Origin of the sequence: Yinghuangia aomiensis, from assembly GCF_039542225.1 — a bacterium.
GTDB classification, from domain to species: Bacteria; Actinomycetota; Actinomycetes; order Streptomycetales; family Streptomycetaceae; genus Yinghuangia; species Yinghuangia aomiensis.
The window spans coordinates 255,050-275,246 of record NZ_BAABHS010000004.1; the positions used below are offsets into that span (position 1 = coordinate 255,050).

Sequence of the window (20,197 nt, forward strand, 5' to 3'; positions counted from 1 at the left end):
CGCGCGCCCGTCAGGAGTCGGCGCCGGGGAGCCTGTGGACGGCATCGGCGAACGCGTCGCCGCGGGCGCCGTAATTGCTGAACATGTCCATCGAGGCACACGCCGGGGCGAGGAGCACGGTGTCCCCCGGACGGGCCAGTTCCGCCGCCTTGCGCACCACGAGTTCCATGGCCCCAGTGTCCGTCTCGGCGACCTCGGCGACGGGGACATCCGGGGCGTGTCGCGCCAGTGCGTCGCGGATCACAGCGCGGTCGGCGCCCAACAGGACGACGGCGCGCAGGTGTTCGCGGGCGCCGACGACGAGGTCGTCGAACGAGGCGCCCTTGGCGAGGCCGCCCGCGATCCACACGATGGACTCGTAGGCGTTGAGCGATGCGGCGGCCGCGTGGCCGTTGGTGGCCTTGGAGTCGTCGATGTAGTCCACATCGGCGACCGTGGCGACGTGGGCGATGCGGTGTGCGTCGGGCCGGAAGGCGCGCAGGCCGTCGCGGACGGCCTTGGCGCTGACGCCGTGCGCGCGGGCGAGCGCGGCGGCGGCCAGGGCGTTGGCGATGTTGTGCGGCGCGGTCGGCACGACGTCGGCGGCGGCGCCGAGTTCGGCGGCCTCGTTGCGCATGTCCGGGACGAACGCGCGGTCGACGAGGATGTCTTCGACGAGCCCGAAGGTGCCGGGCGCGGGAGCGCCGAGGCCGAAGCCGACGGCTCGGCAGCCTTCGGTGACGTCCGCGTCGCGGACGAGCTTCTCGGTGGCCGGGTCGGCGAGGTTGTAGACGCAGGCGACCTCGGCGCCGGCGAAGATGCGGCCCTTGTCCAGCGCGTAGGCCTCGGGCGAGCCGTGCCAGTCGAGGTGGTCGGGCGCGATGTTGAGGACCGCCGCGGCCTTCATGCGGACGGCGGTGGAGCCTTCGGTCCACGGGTCGAGCCAGTGCAGCTGGAAGCTGGACAGTTCGAGGGCGAGGACGTCGAAGGCGGGGGCGCCGTGTTCGTCGCGGGCGAGGACCGCGTCGAGGACGGGGGTGCCGACGTTGCCGACGGCTTCGGCGCGGTGCCCCGCGGCGTCCAGGATGCTGGCGAGCATCCGGACCGTGGTGGTCTTGCCGTTGGTGCCGGTGATCGCCAGCCAGGGCGCGGCGCCTTCGCGCGGGCGCATGCGCCAGGCGAGTTCGACGTCGCCCCAGACCGGGACGCCGGCCGCGGCGGCGGCCGCGAACAGCGGGGACTCGGGCCGCCAGCCGGGCGAGGTCACGACGACGTCGACACCCTCGGGGAGGGTGTCGGCGTCGCCGAGGCGGACGGTCGCTCCGTGCGCCGCCAGGTCGGCCGCGCGGGAGCGCGCGGCGTCGGTGTCGGCGCCGTCCACCACGACGACGCGGGCCCCGAGCGGGGCGAGCGCCCGCACGACGGAGGCACCGGTGATCCCGGTGCCCGCGACGCACACGGACAGCTCGCCCCAGGGGGCGTCGTAGTGGGTGAACAGCCGGAGGTCTTGCGTCACTTACCGGTCACCCAGCCTGCGTAGAAGATGCCGATCGCGAGGATCACGCACAGGCCGGCGATGATCCAGAAGCGGACGACGATGAGGACTTCGGGCCAGCCTTTCAGCTCGAAGTGGTGTTGCAGCGGTGCCATGCGGAATACCCGTTTGCCGGTCATCTTGAAGAAGCCGACCTGGATGATCACGGACAGCGAGATGATGAGGAACAGGCCGCCGATGAGCGCGGAGAGCAGCTCGGTCTGGGTGCAGATCGCCAGGCCGGCGAGCGCGCCGCCGAGGGCGAGCGAACCGGTGTCGCCCATGAAGATCTTGGCGGGCGAGGTGTTCCACCACAGGAAGCCGAAGCAGGAGCCCATCATCGCGGCGGCCACGATCGCCAGGTCGAGCGGGTCGCGGACGTCGTAGCACGCGGAACTCGCCGAGCTGACGTAGGCGCAACTCTGTCCGTGCTGCCACACACCGATGAAGGTATAGGCGCCGAACACGATCACCGAGGCACCGGTCGCGAGTCCGTCGAGGCCGTCGGTGAGGTTCACCCCGTTGGAGTGCCCGGCGATCAGGATGTACGCCCAGATCACGAAGACGACCGGTGTCAGGTCGAGCGCGGTATCCGTGACGAACGACAGATGTGTGGACGCCGGGGTGACCCCGCGCGAGTCCTTGAACTGCAGCGCGAGCACGGCGAAGGAGATGCCGACGAACGACTGCCCCGCGAGCTTGGCCTTGGCCCGCAGGCCGAGGCTGCGCTGTTTGACGATCTTGATGAAGTCGTCGACGAAGCCGACCAGGCCGAGGCCTGCCATCAGGTACAGCACCAGGATCGCCGATGCGCTCGGCCGCTCCAGCGTGATCGCTTTCGCGCCGGCGTAGCCGAGGAGGGCGGCCAGGATGATGACCGCGCCGCCCATCGTCGGCGTTCCGCGCTTGCTGTGGTGGCCCTGCGGGCCGTCGTCCCGGATCAGCTGGCCGTAGCCGCGCTTGACCAGGATGCGGATCGCGAGCGGTGTGCCGATGAGCGACAGCACCAGGGCGATACCGCCGGACAGCAGCACTGCCCTCACTGGCGCACCTCCCCGTCGGCCACCGCGTCATCCTCCAGCAGCGCTTGAGCGACCCGCTCCAGTGCGGCGCCGCGAGACGCCTTCACCAGCACGATGTCGCCCGGGCGTAGCTCGGACCGCAGCAGGTCGACGGCCGCCTGCGTGTCGGGTACCAACACCGACTCCTCACCCCAAGAACCCTCGTTTTTGGCCGCGATGTCCATCCATCGGGCTTCCCTGCCCCCTACCGCCACGAGGCGGCCGATGTTCAGCCGCACCGCAAGGCGGCCGATCGTGTCGTGTTCGGCCAGCGAGGCGTCCCCGAGTTCGCGCATCTCGCCGAGCACCGCCCAGGTGCGGCGGCCGCCCGCCATGGCGGCGAGCGCCTTGAGCGCGGCGCGCATCGAATCGGGGTTGGCGTTGTACGCGTCGTTGACCACCGTCACGCCGTCCGCGCGCTCGGTGACCTCCATGCGCCAGCGCGAGAGCGTCCCGGCTTCGCCGAGAGCCGCCGCGATCTGGACGACGTCCATGCCGACCTCGCGTGCCACCGCTGCGCAGGCAAGGGCGTTGGACACGTGGTGCTCACCGTACAGGCGCAAGATCACCGGCGCATCGCCGTCCGGTGTGCGAAGGGTGAAGGAGGCGCGGCCGGCGGCGTCGAGCTGCACGTCTTCGGCGCGAATGTCCGCAGTTGCGCCCTCGCCGAAGAACACCACGCGGGCGCGGGTGCGTTCGGCCATGGCGCGCACGAGCGGGTCGTCGGCGTTGAGGACCGCGACGCCGTCCTCGGGGAGGCTCTCCACCATCTCGCCCTTGGCCTTGGCGATGGCGGCCTGGTCGCCGAACTCGCCGAGGTGCGCGGTGCCGACGTTGAGGACGACGCCGATGCGCGGCGGGACGACGCCGCACAGGTAGGCGATGTGCCCGATTCCGCGGGCGCCCATCTCCAACACGAGGTGACGGGTCGTCAGATCGGCGGACAGGGCGGTGAGCGGCAGACCGATCTCGTTGTTGAACGAACCGGGCGGCGCGATGGTGGTTCCGGCCCGCGCGAGGACCTGCGCGACGAGGTCCTTGGTGCTGGTCTTGCCGGACGAGCCGGTGATGCCGACGACGGTGGTCTCCGGCAGCCGGTCGGTCACCGCTCGGGCGAGCTTGCCGAGCGCGTCCACGACGTCGTCGACGACGATCGACGGCACGCCGGTCTCGCGGGTGGCCAGGACCGCGACGGCGCCGTCGCGGACCGCTCCTGCGGCGAAGTCGTGCCCGTCCGCGTGCTCGCCGACGACCGCGGTGAACAGGGCACCCGGGGTGACCTTGCGGGAGTCGACGACCACCTCGGCGGTGATCCGGGCGTCGGGGTCTGCGCCCCCGGCAAGCCGCCCGCCGACGGCCGCTGCGGCGTCGGCGAGTGTCGTGGGAATCACTGTTGGGTCTCCTCGGCCGGCGAACCGGCGCGGTCGGCCGCGCCGGCGTTCGCCGCAGGGTCGGTGGTCGGGGCGGCGACGACGATCCTCCCACCGGCCCCGGCGGCGGCGCCGCCCGCCCCGGGGGCCGAACCGCCGGTTGTGGCCGAGCCGAAACGATCGCGCAGTGCGCGCCGCACCTCGACGCGGTCGTCGAACGGCCGGACTTCGGCCCCGATCTTCTGGCCTTGCTCGTGGCCCTTGCCGGCCACCACGACCACGTCGCCGGGCCGTGCCTGGTGGATCGCCCACGCGATCGCCACCGCGCGGTCCGGTTCGACCACCAGTTCGCCGTGCGGTTCCGGCACCGCCTCGGCACCTTCGACCATCGCGTCGAGGATCGCGTTCGGGTCCTCCGAGCGCGGGTTGTCGCTGGTCAGCACCGCCACGTCGGCCAGACGCACAGCGGCGGCGCCCATCAGCGGGCGTTTGGTGCGGTCCCGGTCGCCGCCGCAGCCGAGCACCACGAAGAGCCGGTTGTCGGTGACCTCACGCAGCGCGCGCAGCGCCGTCTCGACCGCGTCCGGGGTGTGCGCGAAGTCGACGATGGCGGCGAACTGCTGGCCTTCGTCGACGCGTTCCATCCGGCCGGGGACGCCGGGCACGGCGGCCACGCCCGCCGCGGCGGCGTCGAGCGGCACGCCGGCCATGGTCAGCGCGACGACGGCGAGCGCGGCGTTGGCGACGTTGTAGGGGCCGGGGAGGCGCACGGCTGCCTTGGTGTGCTGCCCGTCGGGGCCGACGAGGCGGAACCGGCTGCCGTCGGGACCGAGTTCGGCGTCCTCGACGCGCCAGTCGGCGTCGGGCGCACCGGTCGGCGAGACGGTCGCGACGGGGATGCCCGCTTCGGCGGCGAGGCGGCGCCCGTACGCGTCGTCCACATCGACCACGCCCGTGCGCGCCCGGGCCGGCGTGAACAGGTCGGCCTTGGCGCGGAAGTACTCCTCCATCGACCCGTGGAAGTCGAGGTGGTCCTGGCTCAGGTTGGTGAACAGCGCGATGTCGAACACCGTGCCGTCGACGCGGCCGAGCGCCAGCGCGTGGCTGGACACCTCCATCGACGCCGCGGTCACGCCGTGCTCGGCCATCGCCGCGAACAGCGCCTGCAGGTCGGTGGCCTCCGGCGTGGTCATCGCGCTCGTCTCGACCAGGTCGCCGATGCGCGTCTCCACCGTGCCGACCAGGCCGGTGGTGTGCCCGGCGGACCGCAGGCCGCCGTCGAGCAGGTACGCGGTAGTGGTCTTGCCGTTGGTGCCGGTCACCCCGAAGAGCAGCAGTTTGTCCGCCGGATGGCCGTAGACCCACGCGGCGACCTCGCCCAGCCGGCCCCGCGGATCGGGCACCACGAGCACCGGCAGCCCGGTCGCGCGGACCCGCTCGGCGCCGTCCGGGTCGGTCAGCACCGCCGCCGCGCCGCGCTCGGCGGCCTGCGCGGCGAAGTCCGCGCCGTGCGCCCGCGCGCCGGGCAGCGCCGCGTACAGATCGCCCGGCCGCACCGCCCGCGAGTCGTGCGTCACGCCCGTCAGGACGCCGTCCGGGGCCGCCGCGGCGGGCTCGGCGGGCAGGCCCAGCAGTGCGTGCAGGCCGGTCAGCGGACGGGGCGCGACCAGGCGGGGACGGCGGGGCAGTGGTTCGGACACGGCCGTGAGGCTACCTGCTTTTTCTGCCATGCGATTCTTGCCGGCGACGTGCCGGACGTCCCTCCGCTCGCTCGGTTCCGGGTCTGGTGTCACGGTCTGTGCCGGGTCGGGCACACGATGCGCGCCGGCCGTCCGGCGCGGCGGTCACGACTTGAACTCCACCGGGATCTCCGGCGACTTGGTGCCGTTCGGCGGCACCTTGCGGGTCTGCAGCGCGAACGACATGACGTCCTTGAACACCGGCGCGCACAGGTTGCCGCCCCACTTGCCGTTGGTCGGCGCCTGGATCGTCACCGAGACGACGATCTGCGGGTTGTCGGCCGGCGCGAAGCCGATGAACGACGACGTGTACCCGTTGTAGGTGCCCGTCTTCGGGTCCACCCGGTTGGCCGTGCCCGTCTTGCCCGCGACCCGGTAGCCCGGGATCTGTGCCTTGTTGCCGGTGCCCTCGTCGTCGGCGACGACCGACTCCATCATGTCCGCGACGGTGCGGGCGGTCTGCGGGCTCACCACCTCGGTGCGCTGCGGCGGCGCGTTCGGGGTGAGCTTGCCCTTCTCGTCGAGCGTGCCCTTGACCAGCGTGGGGGCGATCCGCACGCCGCCGTTGGCGATGGTCTGGTACACCGACGTGGCCTGCAGCGAGTTGACCGACAGGCCCTGGCCGAACGGGATCGTGTACTGCTGCGCGCCGTCCCACTTCTGCGGCTGCGGCAGCAGGCCCGCGGTCTCACCGGGGAAGTTGATGCCGCTCTTGGAGCCGATGCCGAACTTCGTGAGGTACTCGTACAGCTTGGCGTTCGCGGCGGTCTGGTCGGGGCCGAGGTGCTCGGCGGCCAGGATGGTGCCGATGTTGCTGGACTTGGCGAGCACGCCGTTGAGGGTGAGCTGCCAGGTGCCGTGGTCGACGTCGTCGTGGAAGACCCGGTCCGCGCGCGGCAGCACGCCGGGCACGGTCACCTTGGTCTCGGGAGTGGCGACGCCTTCCTGGATGACCGCGGCCATGGTCATGACCTTGCTGGTGCTGCCCGGCTCGTAAGCCTCCTGCATCGCCCGGTTGCCCATGTTGTCGCGGTTGGCGGAGGCGAGCTGGTTCGGGTCGAAGCCCGGGCTGGTCGCCATCGCGAGGACTTCGCCGGACTTCACGTCCTGGACGACGACCGTGCCGCTTTCGGCGCCTGCTTCGGCGACCTTCTGGGCGATCATCTGCTCGGCGTACCACTGGATGTTGCGGTCGATGGTGAGCTGCACGTTCTCGCCGGGGACGGCGTCCTGGCCCTTCTTGCCGCCGGTGGGGACCTGGCGGCCGAGGGAGTTCTCGTACGTGGCGCTGCCGTCCTTGCCCGCGAGGAGCTTGTCGAAAGCCAGCTCCATGCCGCCCGCGCCGTGGTCGGTGGCGTTGACGAACCCGACGAGGTTGGCGCCGACGGGGCCCGCGGGATAGATGCGCTTGCTGTGCGGACTGGCGTAGATGCCGACCAGGTCGTCACGCTTGGCGGCGGAGAACTCCTTCTGGGTCTGCTTGATCTTCGTCCACACCGAGGGGTCGACCTGCTTGGCGACGACGACGTAGCGGGACTTGGGGGTGCGCAGCTGTTCTTCGATCTTGACCGGGTCACCGCCGACGATCGGCGCGAGGGCGGCGGCGGTCGCGGTCGGGTTGTACTGCTGGACCTGCGTCGGGTCGGCGGTGATGTCGAACGCGTCGACGCTGTCCGCGAGCGTCACCCCGTTGGCGTCGACGATCGACCCGCGCTCGGCGGGCAGCCGCACGGTCTGCATCCGGAGGCTGTTCGCGTCGGCGGCGTAGGCGGAGGCGTCGAGCGCCTGAAGCTGCACGATCCGCCCGACGAAGAGGGTCAGGACGACGGCGAGGCCGATGAGCCCGAAGCGGAGGCGCCGCTTGGGGTCGCCGAGACGCAGGGTCCGCACGCGGTGCGGCCCGCGCCGCACCTCGCGGGGCCCGCCCTGCGCCGCTGCCGCCCGCACGAACCGGCGCTGGGCCGGGTCGCCCGAGCGGGCGACGGGCCGGGCCACGCCCCGGGGAGCGGCGTCGTTGCGGAGGGTGCGGCGGGGGGTGGGGCGGGTGGCGTCCTCGTGGGGGGCGTCGTCGTGGAGTGCGTCGTCGTGAAGGCCGTCGTCGTGGGGGTCGGCGGGCCGACGGGGGCCGTGCGGGCGTGCGGCGTCGCCGGGGCGGCGGAGGCGTTCGTCGCGGTCCCGGGCGCCCTGGCCGTCGGCGGGCCGCCGGAATCCGGCGGGACGGCCGTACTCGCGGTCGTCTTGGCCGCGGACGCGGCGCCGGGCACCGTCGTGGTCGGTACCTCGGTCGCGCGGGATCGCCCGGTCGCCCTGGGCGGAGCCAGGGGCGGGGCGGCCGGTGCGCGGGCGCGGACTCTCGCGGTCGGTGCCTTCCCGCCGCCGGGGCCGGTCGCCGCCCGCGGCGCCGCGCAGGCGCGCGCGGATTCCGTCGCGGGGGCCGCCGTCGTCGCCGGAGCGGGGTGTTCCGGCCCCGTCGCGCGAGGCCGCCCGGCGCGCGTCGTCGGCGCGGACGTCGTCGGCGTCCTGGCCGACGCGTCGGCCTTCGCGTGCGAGACGTTCGTCGTCGCGGCCGTTGCCCGGGCGAGGTCGGGGGGCGTCGCCCCTGGAGGGCCCCGAACCGGGGCGCCCCGGGTGCCGGCGCGGTCCGTCGCCGCCGTCCGCGCCGCCGCCCGGGTCTCGGTGAGCGTCCCCGCGGGCGGAACCGGGCGCCGGACGCCCGGCGCGGCGGTCGTCGTCGGCGTCCCTGCCGGAGCCCGCGGGGCGGGCCGGGCGCCGGACGTCGCGGCCGGACGCCCCACGCGCGGCTCCGGCGCGGTCGCGCGGGTCGCCGGAGCGGGATCCGGGGGTGCCGCGTTCCGCGTCCTCGCGTCGCAGCGGTCGGCCGTCGCGCGAGGGTGCCCGTCGGGGAACACCGGCATCACGACCGGCCGTTCCGGAGCGCCGGTCCGCGCCGCCCGAGCCCCCGGCGCCGGGTCGTTCCCCGGCGCTGTCGCGGCGTGTCCGCTGGCGGTCCTCTCCCCCACGGCCGTCGCTTGTCCCACGGCCGTCGCTTCCGGAGCGGTCCGGCCGAGGCCGCCCGCCATCGGCGCCCGCCGCGGAGCCGCGCCCTGCGGCCGCGCCGCCGGCGCGGCCACCGCCGGCGCCCGACGCCCTGTCACCGCCGCGTCCGCCCTCGATCAGCCGCAGGAACCGCCCCCGCCCGCCGCCGCCGGAACGTCCCGCGCCGTCCGCGCCGCCGCGCCCCGGATCGCCCGAGCCCGACCCCGGCCGGGCCGGTCGCCCTCGTCCCGCGTCGTCTCCGGAGCCCGGCCGCGGCCGGCCCGTGCCTCCGCCGTCCGGCGTCGCGCGCCGGTCGCGCGGCTCACCGCGCCGGGGTCCCTGCGCGTCGTTCCCGTCCGAGCCGCCGCGCCCCGCGCCGCCACCCGAGCCCGTTCCGGGACGTTCCGACAACTCCGCACCTCCACAGCCCGGACCCGTCCACCGGACGCGCCACCCGTCACGCCAACACCGGCGGCCTCCCGGCCGCGGAACCCGTCACCGGTCCCGGCCGCCGCCCGCCGCCTTGTCTGCCATCACGCCGCCGCACCCCTGGCGGGTTGCGGCCCGCACGGCCGCTCACCCGCCCGGCCCCGCGGCCGCATGCCACCGGCCGGGCGGTCGACGCCGTGCCCGACGCCCGGCTGTCGACCCGCGGCCGCCCGATCCCGCCCCGGCACCGCGACCCGTCCAGCCTGGCCGAAACGCCCGCCGCGGCCCGACACGCCACGCCGGGGCGGCCGAAGCCGGGGGGGTACGGGCCCGCACACCCGGCCCCCGGCCACCGGCCCCGCCCCGAGCACGGGGCCGGTGGGGTCTACAAAAGCCGCATGGGTACCGCGGCACCGCGCGTTCAGTGCGGCGGGGCCTGCGTCACCGGCGGCGCGGCCGTCGCCGGTGCCCCGGCGGGCGGCGCCGTCTGCCCGGGCACCACGGGCGCCGTCGGCACCACCGGGGTCCCGGGCGGCACCGGTGTCCCCGGCGGCAGCGACGGCGCGGCCGTCGTCGGCACCGGCTTCGGCGTCGCGGGCTTCGGCGACCCGTACACGTCGCCGGTCACCGGGTCGAGGAACGCCGGCGCACCCCCGGGGATCATGCCGAGTTCGGCCGCCCGCCGCGCCAGTTCCCCGGGTGCGGACAGCCGGTCGAGTTCGCGCTGCAGTTCCTGTTCCTGGTCGCTCAGCTTGGCGTTCTGCTTCTCCAGCCGGGACTCCTCGAACGAGCCCTGGTTGAGCGCGGTGTTGAGCAGCAGCAGCCCGAGCAGGCCCCCGCCGAGCAGCAGCACCATCAGCAGCACGAACGGCGTCTTGGACGTCGGGGTCCGGCGCTTGGCCGTCGTCACGCGTCCTCCCGCACCCGTTCGGCGGCCCGCAGCCGGGCCGACGCCGCGCGCGGGTTCTCCGCGATCTCCTCGTCCGTCGCGCCCTCCGACGCGCGCGTGAGCAGCTTGAGGGTGGGCTTCAGTTCCTCGGGAACCACCGGCAGGTCCGGCGGCGCCTTGCTGGTCGCACCGACCGCGAGGGCGCGCTTCGTCATGCGGTCCTCGAGCGAGTGGTAGGACAGCACGACGATCCGCCCGCCGACCGCCAGCGCGCCGACGGCCGCCGGCAGCGCCCGCTCCAGCACCGCGAGTTCCTGGTTGACCTCGATCCGCAGCGCCTGGAACGTGCGCTTGGCCGGGTTGCCGCCGGTGCGCCGGGTCGCCGCCGGGATCGCGTTGCGCACCAGCTCGACGAGCCGGGCGCTGTCGGTGAACGGCTCCCGGGTGCGTTCCCGGACGATCGCGTCGACGACCCGCTTGGCGAAGCGCTCCTCGCCGTACTCGCGCAGGATCCGCACCAGGTCCCCGGGCGGGTAGGTGTTGAGCACCTCGGCGGCGGTGATCCCCCGTGTCGGGTCCATCCGCATGTCCAGGGGCGCGTCCTGCGCGTAGGCGAACCCGCGCCCGGCCTCGTCGAGTTGCAGCGAGGAGACGCCGAGGTCGAACAGGATGCCGTCGATGCGCGGGACGCCGAGCCGGGCCAGCACCTCGGGGAGTTCGTCGTACACCGCGTGCACGAGGGTCGCCCGGTCGCCGAACGGCGCGAGGCGCCGGCCGGAGCGGGCGAGGGCCTCGGGGTCCCGGTCGAGGCCGACGAGCCGGGCGTCGGGGAACCGGCGCAGCAGGGCTTCGCTGTGCCCGCCCATGCCGAGTGTGGCGTCGACGACGACCGCGCCCGGCCGCGCTTCGAGCGCGGGGGCGAGCAGGTCGAGGCACCGGCGCAGGAGCACGGGGACATGGGCGTGGACCTCCCCCGATTCGCCGCCCGCGGGATCGGCGGTGCGGTCGGGCTTGGTCGCGTTCATGTCGACCCTTTCGGTGCAGCCGCCGGCATGCGGCGGGTGGTGCGCGCAGGGGAAATACCGCGGACAAGACTCCCACGGTTGTGCGCGCTCGCCCGGCAGCGCCGGGGGCCGGTGCGTCCCGGGGAGGGTGTCCGGTACGTCCATGCCGCCAGGTCCCCGCCCGCCCGCTTGGGGAAGTGACCGTCTGGCGCCGGGGAAGGAGCGCCAGAAAGCTCGGAGCGGGTGGAGGCCTCACGGCACGTCCGTCAGGACAGCACCTCCTCGGACAGCTCGGCGAAGGAGTCTTCCTGTTCGGCCAGGTAGACCCGCCACGCCTCGGCGTCCCAGATCTCGACCCGGGCGCCGGCGCCGATGACGACGCAGTCGCGGCCGAGTCCCGCGTACGTGCGCAGTGCCGGCGGGACCAGCACGCGGCCCTGCTTGTCCGGCACCTCGTCGGACGCGCCGGCGAAGAACACCCGCAGGTAGTCCCGGTGCGACTTGGAGGTCAGCGGGGCTTCGCGCAGTTGCTCGGTGATCCGGTGGAACTCGGGGAGGGGCCACACGTAGAGGCAGCGCTCCTGCCCCTTGGTGATCACTAGGCCCTCCGCCAGCTCGTCACGGAACTTCGCCGGAAGGATCAAGCGACCCTTCTCGTCCAATCGGGGCTCATAGGTGCCCAGGAACACGGGCACCTCCGCACCGTCTGGAGCTTCACAGCCCCACTTCCCGCCACTCTACTCCACCAAACCCCACGGTCAACCCTTTGCGGAGCCGCCACACGCCCCCCAGCGGCCACAAAAGCGCAGGTCGGAGGGGGTGGGGCGGAGTGGAGGGCGCAGAGGGCGGGGGTGTGCGCCCCGGCCTCGCGGAGAGCCGGCCCGAGTGCTCCGCAATGCCTCGGTGGACTAGGCCAATCAGCGTGCAACCGAACGGGGCCGATCCGCCCTCCTAAGTCCCAGGGCGGCCCGTGCGCAGATCCGGCCGACCGAAAACGATCACTCTCGCGGGTGACACGGACGAGCGGTCACCTGTGACAATCGGCCTAGGTCCCGCGTCTGACAGCGGGAAACCATGGGGCAGGGAGGGCACGGGTGTCGACGTTCAACGATCAGGCCGGTCTCAAGGAGCTGACGGCTACCGCCGCACGCATCCGGGAGGCCATGGAGAGCGTGATCGAAGGCAAACCCGAGGTGGTCAAGCTGGCACTGACCGTGCTGCTCGCCGAGGGGCACCTCTTGGTGGAGGACGTGCCGGGTGTGGGCAAGACCATGCTGGCCAAGTCGCTCGCCCGCGCGGTCGACTGCTCGGTGCGCCGGGTGCAGTTCACGCCGGACCTGCTGCCTTCCGACATCACCGGGGTCAGCGTCTACGACCAGGAGCGCCGCGAGTTCGAATTCAAGCCAGGCGCGATCTTCGCCAACATCGTGGTCGGCGACGAGATCAACCGCGCGTCGCCGAAGACCCAGTCGGCGCTGCTGGAGTGCATGGCCGAACACCAGGTGACGGTGGACGGGACGACCTACGAGCTGCAGTCGCCGTTCATGGTCATCGCGACGCAGAACCCGGTCGAGATGGAGGGCACCTACCCACTGCCCGAGGCGCAGCGCGACCGGTTCATGGCCCGTGTGTCGATGGGCTACCCGGCGCCGGAAGCCGAGCTGCAGATGATCGGCGTGCACGGCGCGGGTTCGCCGCTGGACACGCTGGAGCCGGCCGCGGACGCGAACGACATCGTCAAGCTGACCGGGGCCGTGCGCGAGGTGCATGTGTCGCCGGGTGTCGCGCGGTACGCGGTCGACCTGGTCAACGCCACCCGCACCTCGCCGGAGCTGCGGCTGGGCGCGTCGCCGCGTGCGACGCTGCACCTGATCCGCGCGGCCCGCGCCGCGGCGGCCCTCGACAACCGCGGATACGTGCTGCCGGACGACATCCAGGCGCTCGCCGTGCCGGTCCTCGCGCACCGGCTGCTGCCGACCGCCGAGGCGCAGATGTCGCGGCGCAGCGTCGAGCACGTGGTCGCGGACCTGGTGCGGACGGTCCCGGTGCCGGGCGCGCCGGACGGCCGCCAGCCGGTCTCCGCACCGGCCGCGCAGCCGGTCGTTCCCCAGCCGATGCCGCAGCCGGCGCCGCAGTCCGCGCCGCCGCACGTCGCCGGCCCGCACATGCAGCCGGTGCACCCGCAGAACGGCTACCAGCAGCCGCAGTACCCGCAGCACCCGCAGGCCTACCCGGGGCAGGCGCAGCAGGGCGGCCACCCGCAGCCGTACGGCAGTTACTACGGCAGCCCGAACGGCGCCAACCACGGGCCGGCGCACTGACGTGCGCACCGCCCTGTCCGGGCTGACCACCCGGGGACGTTCCTTCCTCGCCGCGGGGATCGCCGCGGCCGTGTGCGCGCTGGTGCTGGGCCAACGCGACCTGCTGCGGGTCGGGTTCCTGCTGGCCGCGCTGCCGCTGCTCGCGGTGCTCGTGGTGGCCCGCACCCGGCACCTGGTGACCAGCACGCGCGCGCTGGACCCGGGCCGGGTCGCGGCCGGGCACGAGGCGCACGTGCGGCTGCGCGTGGACAACGTGTCGCGCATCCCGACCGGGCTGCTGATGCTCGAAGACCACGTGCCCTATGTGCTGGGGTCGCGGCCGCGGTTCGTGCTGGACAAGATCGAGCCTCACGGCCACCGCCAGGTCGCTTACCGGGTGCGGTCCGACCTGCGCGGCAAGTTCACCGTGGGCCCGCTGCGGCTGCGGCTCGCCGACCCGTTCGGGATGTGCGAGCTGACCCGGTCGTTCGCTGCCCGCGAGACGCTCATCGTCACGCCGATCGTGCAGCCGCTGCCGCCGGTCGACCTGGGCGGCGAGTGGACCGGGTACGGCGACGGCCACGCCCGGAGCCTCGCCTCCTCGGGCGAGGAGGACGTGGTGCCGCGCGAGTACCGGCACGGCGACGACGTGCGCCGCGTGCACTGGCGCTCCACCGCCCGCCGCGGCGAACTCATGGTGCGCCGCGAAGAGCAGTCCTGGCAGAACCAGGCCACCCTGCTGCTGGACACCCGCACCGGCGCGCACCGCGGCGACGGGCCCAGCTCGTCGTTCGAGTGGGCGGTGTCGACGGCCGCGTCGATCGGCGTGCACCTGTGCCGCCGCGGCTACACCACGCGCATGCTCGGCGCCGACGGCAGGCTCCTCGCGGGCGCGCCGGAAGGCATCCGGGTCGCCCCCGCGGAAACCGAGAGCTTCCTGCTGGACGCGCTGGCCGTGGTCGACGCCCGGCACCACGCGTCCCTCGTCGAGGCCGAGTCGGCGCTGCGGCAGCCCGGCGGCGAAGGCATGACCGTGGCGATCCTCGCCAACCTGACCGAGGACGACATCCGCCGCCTGGCCCGCGCCCGCGCGACCGGCGGCCGCGGCCTCGCGATCGTCCTGGACACCGCCGCGTGGGACGCGACCGCCGTGCCCGGCCAACTCCCGCACGGCGTCGCGGCGAACATGCTGCGGCAGGCCGGCTGGCGGGTACTGGCCGCGTCCGCGGCGACCCGGCTGCCCGAACTGTGGCGCGGCGCGGGCCGGCAAGGCGATGCCGCGCCGCGCATGTACGGCACCCCGGCCGCCGCGCCCCGCCCGGAGGCCGCCCCGTGACCCGCTTCCCCGCCGCCCCGTTCCCGCCCGCCGCGCGGCCGACGCCCGCTTCCGCGTCCCGCCGCGCCCCGGAGCCCCCGGAGTTCGCCCTATGACCGGCCGACTGCGCATGGCGGTCGCCGCGGCGTTCGCGACCGTGCTCACCTCGTCGTCGCTGCTGCCGCTCGTCCACAACGGCAACTGGATCGCGAAGGCCGTCGGCGCCGTCGTGTTCGTGGCCGCGGTCGGCGAAGGCGCCCGGCGCGTGTCCGTGCCGCGGCCGCTCATCGGCACGATCCAGCTCGTCGTGCTGATCCCGTACCTGCTGCTCGTGCTGGTCCCGGACGCGTCCGGGCCGCTCCCCACCCCGGACGCGCTGCGCGCCTTCGGCGACCTGCTGAACCAGGGCGGCGACGACATCCGCGGCTTTGCGCCGCCGGTCCCGGACACCGACGGCATGGCCGCGATCCTGGTGACCGTCGTCGGCGGCGTCGCCGTCCTCGTCGACGTGATCGCGGTGACGTACGGCCAAGCCGCCGCCGCGGGCCTCCCGCTGCTCGCCCTCTACAGCGTCCCCGCCGCCCTCGCCGACTCCGGCCTGGGCTGGGGCGTGTTCCTGGTCGCCGCCCTCGCCTACCTGGTGCTGCTCGTCGCCGAAGGCCGCGAACGCCTCGTGCGCTGGGGCCGCCCGCTCAGCCAACCCGGCGCGCGCCGCGGGCCCACCGGACCACAGCGGCCGTGGGTGCGCGGCAGCGGACGCATCGGCCTGGCCACCCTCGCGGTCGCCGTCCTGGTGCCCGCCGTCGTCCCGATGACCGCCAACCGGCTCGCCGACCGCGACAGCGGCACGGGCGGATCGGACCACATCACCACCATCAACCCGGTCGTCGACCTCAAGGACGAACTCAACCGTCCCGAGAACGTCGACCTGCTCACCTACACCACCGACGCGCCCGACCCGGACGGCATGTACCTGCGCATCGCCGCCCTCGACGTGTTCGACGGCAACGCGTGGCAGCCGTCCGAGCAGGCGCTCACCGACGTCACCCGGCCGTTGCCCACGCCGCGCGGCCTCACTCCGAGCGTCAGCGCGGGCAAGGTCACGACCGAGATCAAGGCGGTCAAGAACTACCGGCAGGGTTCGCTGCCGATGCCGTACGCCGCGTCCGAGGTCAAGGTCAAGGGCAACTGGCGGTACGAGGACGAAGGCCGCCTGCTGCTCGGCGACTCCGGGCAGACCACCGAGGGCCTGAACTACAGCGTCGTCAGCCTCGACATCAAGCCGACGGCCGACCAGCTGCGCGCCGCGGGCGGCATCCCGCCGGAGATGGAGAAGTACCGCGGCCTTCCCCCGGCGGTACGGCAGGCCCTGTCGGCCACCACGATGAAGGTCGCCGGCTACGGGACGCCGTTCGACCAGGCCGTGCGGATCGAGAAGTGGTTCACCGAATCCGGCGAGTTCCGCTACGACCTGCAGGTGCCCAAGGGCAACGGCCGCTCCCAGCTGGAGAACTTCCTCCAGGCGAAGGTCGGCTACTGCGAGCAGTACGCGTCCGCGATGGCCGTGATGGCGCGCATCCTCAACATCCCGTCCCGGGTCGCCGTCGGCTTCGTGCCCGGCCACCCCAACGCCGACGGCAGCTACACGGTCGGCAGCCGGGACGCGCACGCGTGGCCCGAGCTGTACTTCGCCGGCGTCGGCTGGGTCCGCTTCGAGCCCACCCCGTCGCGCGGCACCAGCCCCGCATACACCGACGAGTCCGCGCCGGTCGCGCCGACCACGCAGCCCGCGACCTCCGCGCCCGCCACCGCCAGTGCCGCGCCCTCGTCCCGGGACCCCCGCTGCAAGCTCGACGAGTGCGAGAGCAAGAGCCCGTCGGCGTCGGCCGCGCCCGCCAAGCACGACAGCGACGGCGACACGACCCGCAACGTGCTCGTCGGCGTCGGCGCGGGAGCGCTGGTCCTGCTGCTCCTCGCCATGCCCATGCTGCTGCGGCAGCGCGTGCGGCACCGAAGGCTCGCGGCCCTCGGCCGCGACGCCGCCGAGGACGGCGTCACCCGCGATCCGGGCGACGCGGTCCTCGGCGCCTGGCAGGAAATCCTCGACACCGCACGCGACCTCGGAATCCGCGTGCAAACCTCGGAGACGCCCCGCCAGTTGACCGTCCGGCTCGGCGAAGCGCTCCCGGACGACGCGGACACCGCCCGCGACGCCCTCCCGCGCATCGCCCTCGCCGCCGAGCAGATCCTGTACGCGCCCGAAGCACCGCAGCGGACCATCGGCTTGGCCGAAGACGTCCGCGTGGTCCGCGCCGCGCTCCTCGCCGCGGCCGGCCGCGGCACCCGGTTCCGCGCCACGGTCCTGCCCGGCTCGACCTTCCGCCGCGGCACCCGGGCACCGGAGCAGTCCGACCGGGGCGGTCCCGAACCGGAACCCGCCTGACCCGACGCGGCATCCGGGCCCGTCGGCCGGTCCTCGCGACCGGCCGCCGGGCCCGGCCGGTTTTCCGGAAGTCACGCACCGCAGACCGGTGATCGCCGTACCGTAACCAGGAAGCGCGGCCGCCGGGCGCGCCGCGGACGGGAACGACGGAGGCCGAACGAAGCGGGGGATACGCCATGACTCGTGTCTACCAAGCCCTTTTGCGCGGGTCGGGCGACCACCTGGGCCCCGCGCTGCGGCGCAGCTTCACCGCCGTGTTCGGCACCGCGGACGACCCCGTGGACGACTGGCGGCCGGTGCTGGGCGACGGCCCGTCCTACGGCCGCTACGCCGCGGCCCGGGACACCGCCCGCGTCACCGTGTTCTGGGGCCGCTCCGGACCCGCCGAAGCGTGGGCCGTGGTCGCCGTCGACGGCACCGACCCGGACCCCGACGCCGCGGACCAGGCGCGCGCCGTCGACATGATCGCCGGACTCCTCGACGCGGAACGCGCCTTCGACGGCACGATCCCGCTGGAGACCACGCCCGCCGAGATCGACGCGGACGGCGTCGGCGGCCTGCTGCGCTGGCTGTTCGACGCCCGGCGTCGTGTGCCGGTGATCGTGCAGAGCGTCGACGAGCGCGACCCGGCCCGCCCGGCCCGCCACGCCGCGGCCCTCGCCCGCGCCACCGCGGGCACCGCCGTCGTGGCCCTGCTCGCCGACAAACCCACCCAGGACCACCTCAACGCCGCCCTCGGCGACGCCTTCGGCGTCTACGGCGGCGCCCTGCGCACCTACCTCGCCGGCCTCGCCCCGGCCACCGAAGACCACCCCCTGCGCCACCCCGTCCGCAGCGGCTCCGCGTTACGCGACGCGGGCGTCCGCGCCCTCGACGTGGTCGTCACCGGCGTCGTCGGCGACGGCGTCCGCCGCCCCCTGCCGGCGGACGTACGGCGTGGGCTGCGCACAATCGGCGAGCTATTCGACGGGGGGAGGGCGCGGCGGGAGGACGGAGAGGGCGCCGCGGAACACCAGGGGGCGGCGACGGGCTCCGGGCCCGGGCGCCCGCGGCCCGGCAACGGAGCGCAAGGCGGGGCGGCCACAGTTCCGGCTCTCTGTCCCGCGTGCGGCAAGTCCGACCCACCGGCGCCGAACGCCGCCGGGCCGACCGCGCCCCGCAGCCTGCCCGCCCAGCCCGGCAGGCCGACCCCGGCGGCATTCCCGCGCCCCACCCCCGCCGTCGTCGCCGCCAAGCGCCCGCCCCGCGCTCACCCCGGCCCGAGCACCACCGCCCCGGCTCCTCCCGGAGCCGGGGGCCCACCCGAGGCGGCCTCCGACTTCTGCCCGCTCTGCCACGCCCCCGGAAGCTCCGGCAGCACAGCTCCGGACCGCGCCCGGCCTGTGCCGCCCCCGGCCGGAACCGCGCATCACCCGACCGCCCGAGCCCTCTCGTCCCCCGGTCCCGCTCTCCGCTCCGCCCCCGTCGTCCCCGCCGCCCAGCCGGCCAAGTCCACCCCGGCATCGCCGCCCGCCCTCCCCCGCCCCACCCCCGCCTGGCTCGCCCCGGCACCCTCGCTTCCTCCGCCGGACGACTCCCCCGGCACGCCGCTCGCCGCCTTGCTCGGGGCCGAGGTCGCCGACCGGGTCGTGGCCGCCCTGCGCGACGGCGGGCTCCTCACCCCGGACTTGCCGCGCCGCGTCGCCACCGAGCCGGACGTCGCCGAGCTGCGGCGGGCGCTGGCCGATCTACGCGAGCTGCGGCCGCTCATCGCGGAACTGCGGGCGATCGCGAGCCGCTTCGACCGGGCCGCCGGGCCCGGGGACGACGCCGAGTCCGAAGCCCTCGCCGCGGAGCTGGCCGAGCTGCGCGAGGACTACGGCACGCTCGCCCTCCAATACGAGGAGCTGGCCGACGAAGCCCGCCGCTCCGAGGCCCGCATACGCCGCCTCGACGGCCTCCTCGCCGAACTGTCCGCGGGCGCGCACGAGATACCCGAGTCCGAAGTGTGGATCCCGGAATGCCTGTCCGACGTCCTGCTCAAAGCCCGCGGCCAACTCCCCTACGTCGACCTCCCCGACTCCCTCGACGCGGGCGCCGCACTCCTCGACAAAGCCGAGCCCGGCCACACCCGCGTATGGGCGGGCGCCGCGTGGGACGCCCTGCGCGCACTCAACGCCTACGCGGCCGCCCGCTCGTCCAACACGTTCCGCGGCGGCTTCCGCGACTGGTGCCGCAACCCGCCGCACGGCCAGTACGCGATCTCGCCGAAGAAGTTCGCCATGAAGGAATCCGACGCGGTCGGCGGCCGCCCCAAGTTCCGCAAGGCCCGCACCTTCCCGGTCCCCGCCGATGTCTCCCCGGACGGCCACGTCTTCATGGAAGCCCACGTCAAACTCCGCGGCATCGGCAACCCGGCCCCGCGCATGCACTTCCACGACGACGCGGCCGGCACCACGGGCCGCATCTGGGTCGGCTACCTGGGCCACCACCTGGACAACACCCGCACGAACTGACCGCCCACGACGCGGCCCCGGGCGCGCGGAACCGGGGCCGTCGGCACCGGGGCATGCGAAAGCCGGGGCACCCGCGGCGTGCGGGACCCCGGCTCGGCTGTCGCGTGGGGCGGGCGGACCGGCCCGGTCAGCCCTGCTGTTCGTCGCGGCGGCGACGCCAGCGGTCTTCGATGCGGCTCATCATCCGCGCGCGGCGCGGCCGGCGCTGGGCCCGGCCGCCGCCTGCGGTCCCGGTTCCCCCGCCCGCGGCCCGGTCGTTCCCGGGCGAGCGGCGCCACCCGGTGACCGCCATGACGGCACCGGCCAGCATCAGCAGGAACCCGACCACACTGACCACGATGATCTGCGTCATCACACCGGTCATGAGCAGAACGACGCCGACGACGAAGCCGGCGATCGCCCAACCGGTCCGACGCCGGGTATGCGTGCGCATGCCGGCACCCTCGAGCGCTGTCGCGAACTTGGGATCTTCGGCGTACAGCGCTCGCTCCATCTGCTCGAGCAAGCGCTGCTCGTGCTCTGAGAGCGGCACGGCGTCCTCCTTCGTCGGCCGCGAGGCGACCGGTGCGGCCCTTCCAGGATAGGCAGGCAACCGCCGTCGGG

13 protein-coding genes are annotated in these 20,197 nt (G+C 74.5%); 4 read left to right on the forward strand and 9 right to left on the reverse strand.

What is annotated here, in order from left to right; all coding sequences use genetic code 11:
- Window positions 1-10: 10 nt before the first annotated feature.
- The 8 genes from murD to mraZ form a co-directional block, all read right to left on the reverse strand.
- Complete coding sequence (murD, locus tag ABEA93_RS07450; RefSeq protein ID WP_345674507.1) at window positions 11-1,495, reverse strand: UDP-N-acetylmuramoyl-L-alanine--D-glutamate ligase; 1,485 nt, start codon at window positions 1,493-1,495, stop codon at window positions 11-13.
- Window positions 1,492-2,556 (reverse strand): phospho-N-acetylmuramoyl-pentapeptide-transferase, encoded by a 1,065-nt coding sequence (gene mraY, locus ABEA93_RS07455; protein ID WP_345674508.1) that lies wholly within the window; start codon window positions 2,554-2,556, stop codon window positions 1,492-1,494. The genes murD and mraY overlap by 4 nt, the downstream gene beginning before the upstream one ends.
- Window positions 2,553-3,965: a UDP-N-acetylmuramoyl-tripeptide--D-alanyl-D-alanine ligase gene (locus ABEA93_RS07460; RefSeq protein WP_345674509.1), complete on the reverse strand. Its 1,413-nt coding sequence runs from the start codon at window positions 3,963-3,965 to the stop codon at window positions 2,553-2,555. Before ABEA93_RS07460 ends, mraY begins: the two co-directional genes overlap by 4 nt.
- On the reverse strand, window positions 3,962-5,674 hold the full coding sequence (locus tag ABEA93_RS07465) for a UDP-N-acetylmuramoyl-L-alanyl-D-glutamate--2,6-diaminopimelate ligase (RefSeq protein WP_425584861.1): 1,713 nt from the start codon (window positions 5,672-5,674) through the stop codon (window positions 3,962-3,964). The genes ABEA93_RS07460 and ABEA93_RS07465 overlap by 4 nt, the downstream gene beginning before the upstream one ends.
- Window positions 5,675-5,788: 114 nt before the next feature.
- The gene (locus tag ABEA93_RS07470; protein ID WP_345674511.1) at window positions 5,789-7,678 is read right to left on the reverse strand and encodes a peptidoglycan D,D-transpeptidase FtsI family protein; all 1,890 of its coding nucleotides are present in this window, start codon (window positions 7,676-7,678) and stop codon (window positions 5,789-5,791) included.
- A 1,891-nt stretch (window positions 7,679-9,569) separates the two neighbouring features.
- Window positions 9,570-10,058, reverse strand: a complete 489-nt coding sequence (ftsL, locus tag ABEA93_RS07475; protein ID WP_345674512.1) for a cell division protein FtsL — start codon at window positions 10,056-10,058, stop codon at window positions 9,570-9,572.
- Entirely contained in the window at window positions 10,055-11,062 is a 1,008-nt protein-coding gene (gene rsmH, locus ABEA93_RS07480; RefSeq protein WP_345674513.1) for a 16S rRNA (cytosine(1402)-N(4))-methyltransferase RsmH, read from the reverse strand. Before rsmH ends, ftsL begins: the two co-directional genes overlap by 4 nt.
- A 245-nt stretch (window positions 11,063-11,307) precedes the next feature.
- On the reverse strand, window positions 11,308-11,736 hold the full coding sequence (gene mraZ, locus ABEA93_RS07485) for a division/cell wall cluster transcriptional repressor MraZ (protein WP_425584862.1): 429 nt from the start codon (window positions 11,734-11,736) through the stop codon (window positions 11,308-11,310).
- A gap of 399 nt (window positions 11,737-12,135) precedes the next feature.
- Between mraZ and ABEA93_RS07490 the strand changes: the two genes are divergently transcribed.
- The 4 genes from ABEA93_RS07490 to ABEA93_RS07505 all read left to right on the forward strand — a co-directional run bounded on the left by ABEA93_RS07490 (window position 12,136) and on the right by ABEA93_RS07505 (window position 19,594).
- Window positions 12,136-13,362 (forward strand): AAA family ATPase, encoded by a 1,227-nt coding sequence (locus ABEA93_RS07490; protein WP_345674514.1) that lies wholly within the window; start codon window positions 12,136-12,138, stop codon window positions 13,360-13,362.
- A 1-nt stretch (window position 13,363) separates the two neighbouring features.
- Complete coding sequence (locus tag ABEA93_RS07495) at window positions 13,364-14,677, forward strand: DUF58 domain-containing protein (protein WP_345674515.1); 1,314 nt, start codon at window positions 13,364-13,366, stop codon at window positions 14,675-14,677.
- A gap of 91 nt (window positions 14,678-14,768) precedes the next feature.
- On the forward strand, window positions 14,769-17,099 hold the full coding sequence (locus ABEA93_RS07500) for a transglutaminase TgpA family protein (protein WP_345674516.1): 2,331 nt from the start codon (window positions 14,769-14,771) through the stop codon (window positions 17,097-17,099).
- Between the two features lie 176 nt (window positions 17,100-17,275).
- Window positions 17,276-19,594 carry a hypothetical protein gene (locus ABEA93_RS07505; protein WP_345674517.1) on the forward strand — a complete coding sequence of 773 codons (2,319 nt, stop codon included), beginning with the start codon at window positions 17,276-17,278 and terminating at the stop codon, window positions 19,592-19,594.
- 127 nt (window positions 19,595-19,721) lie between these two features.
- Here ABEA93_RS07505 and ABEA93_RS07510 read toward each other — a convergent pair whose 3' ends face one another.
- Window positions 19,722-20,126, reverse strand: coding sequence for a DUF3040 domain-containing protein (locus ABEA93_RS07510; RefSeq protein WP_345674518.1), 405 nt, complete (start codon window positions 20,124-20,126; stop codon window positions 19,722-19,724).
- Window positions 20,127-20,197: the final 71 nt, after the last annotated feature.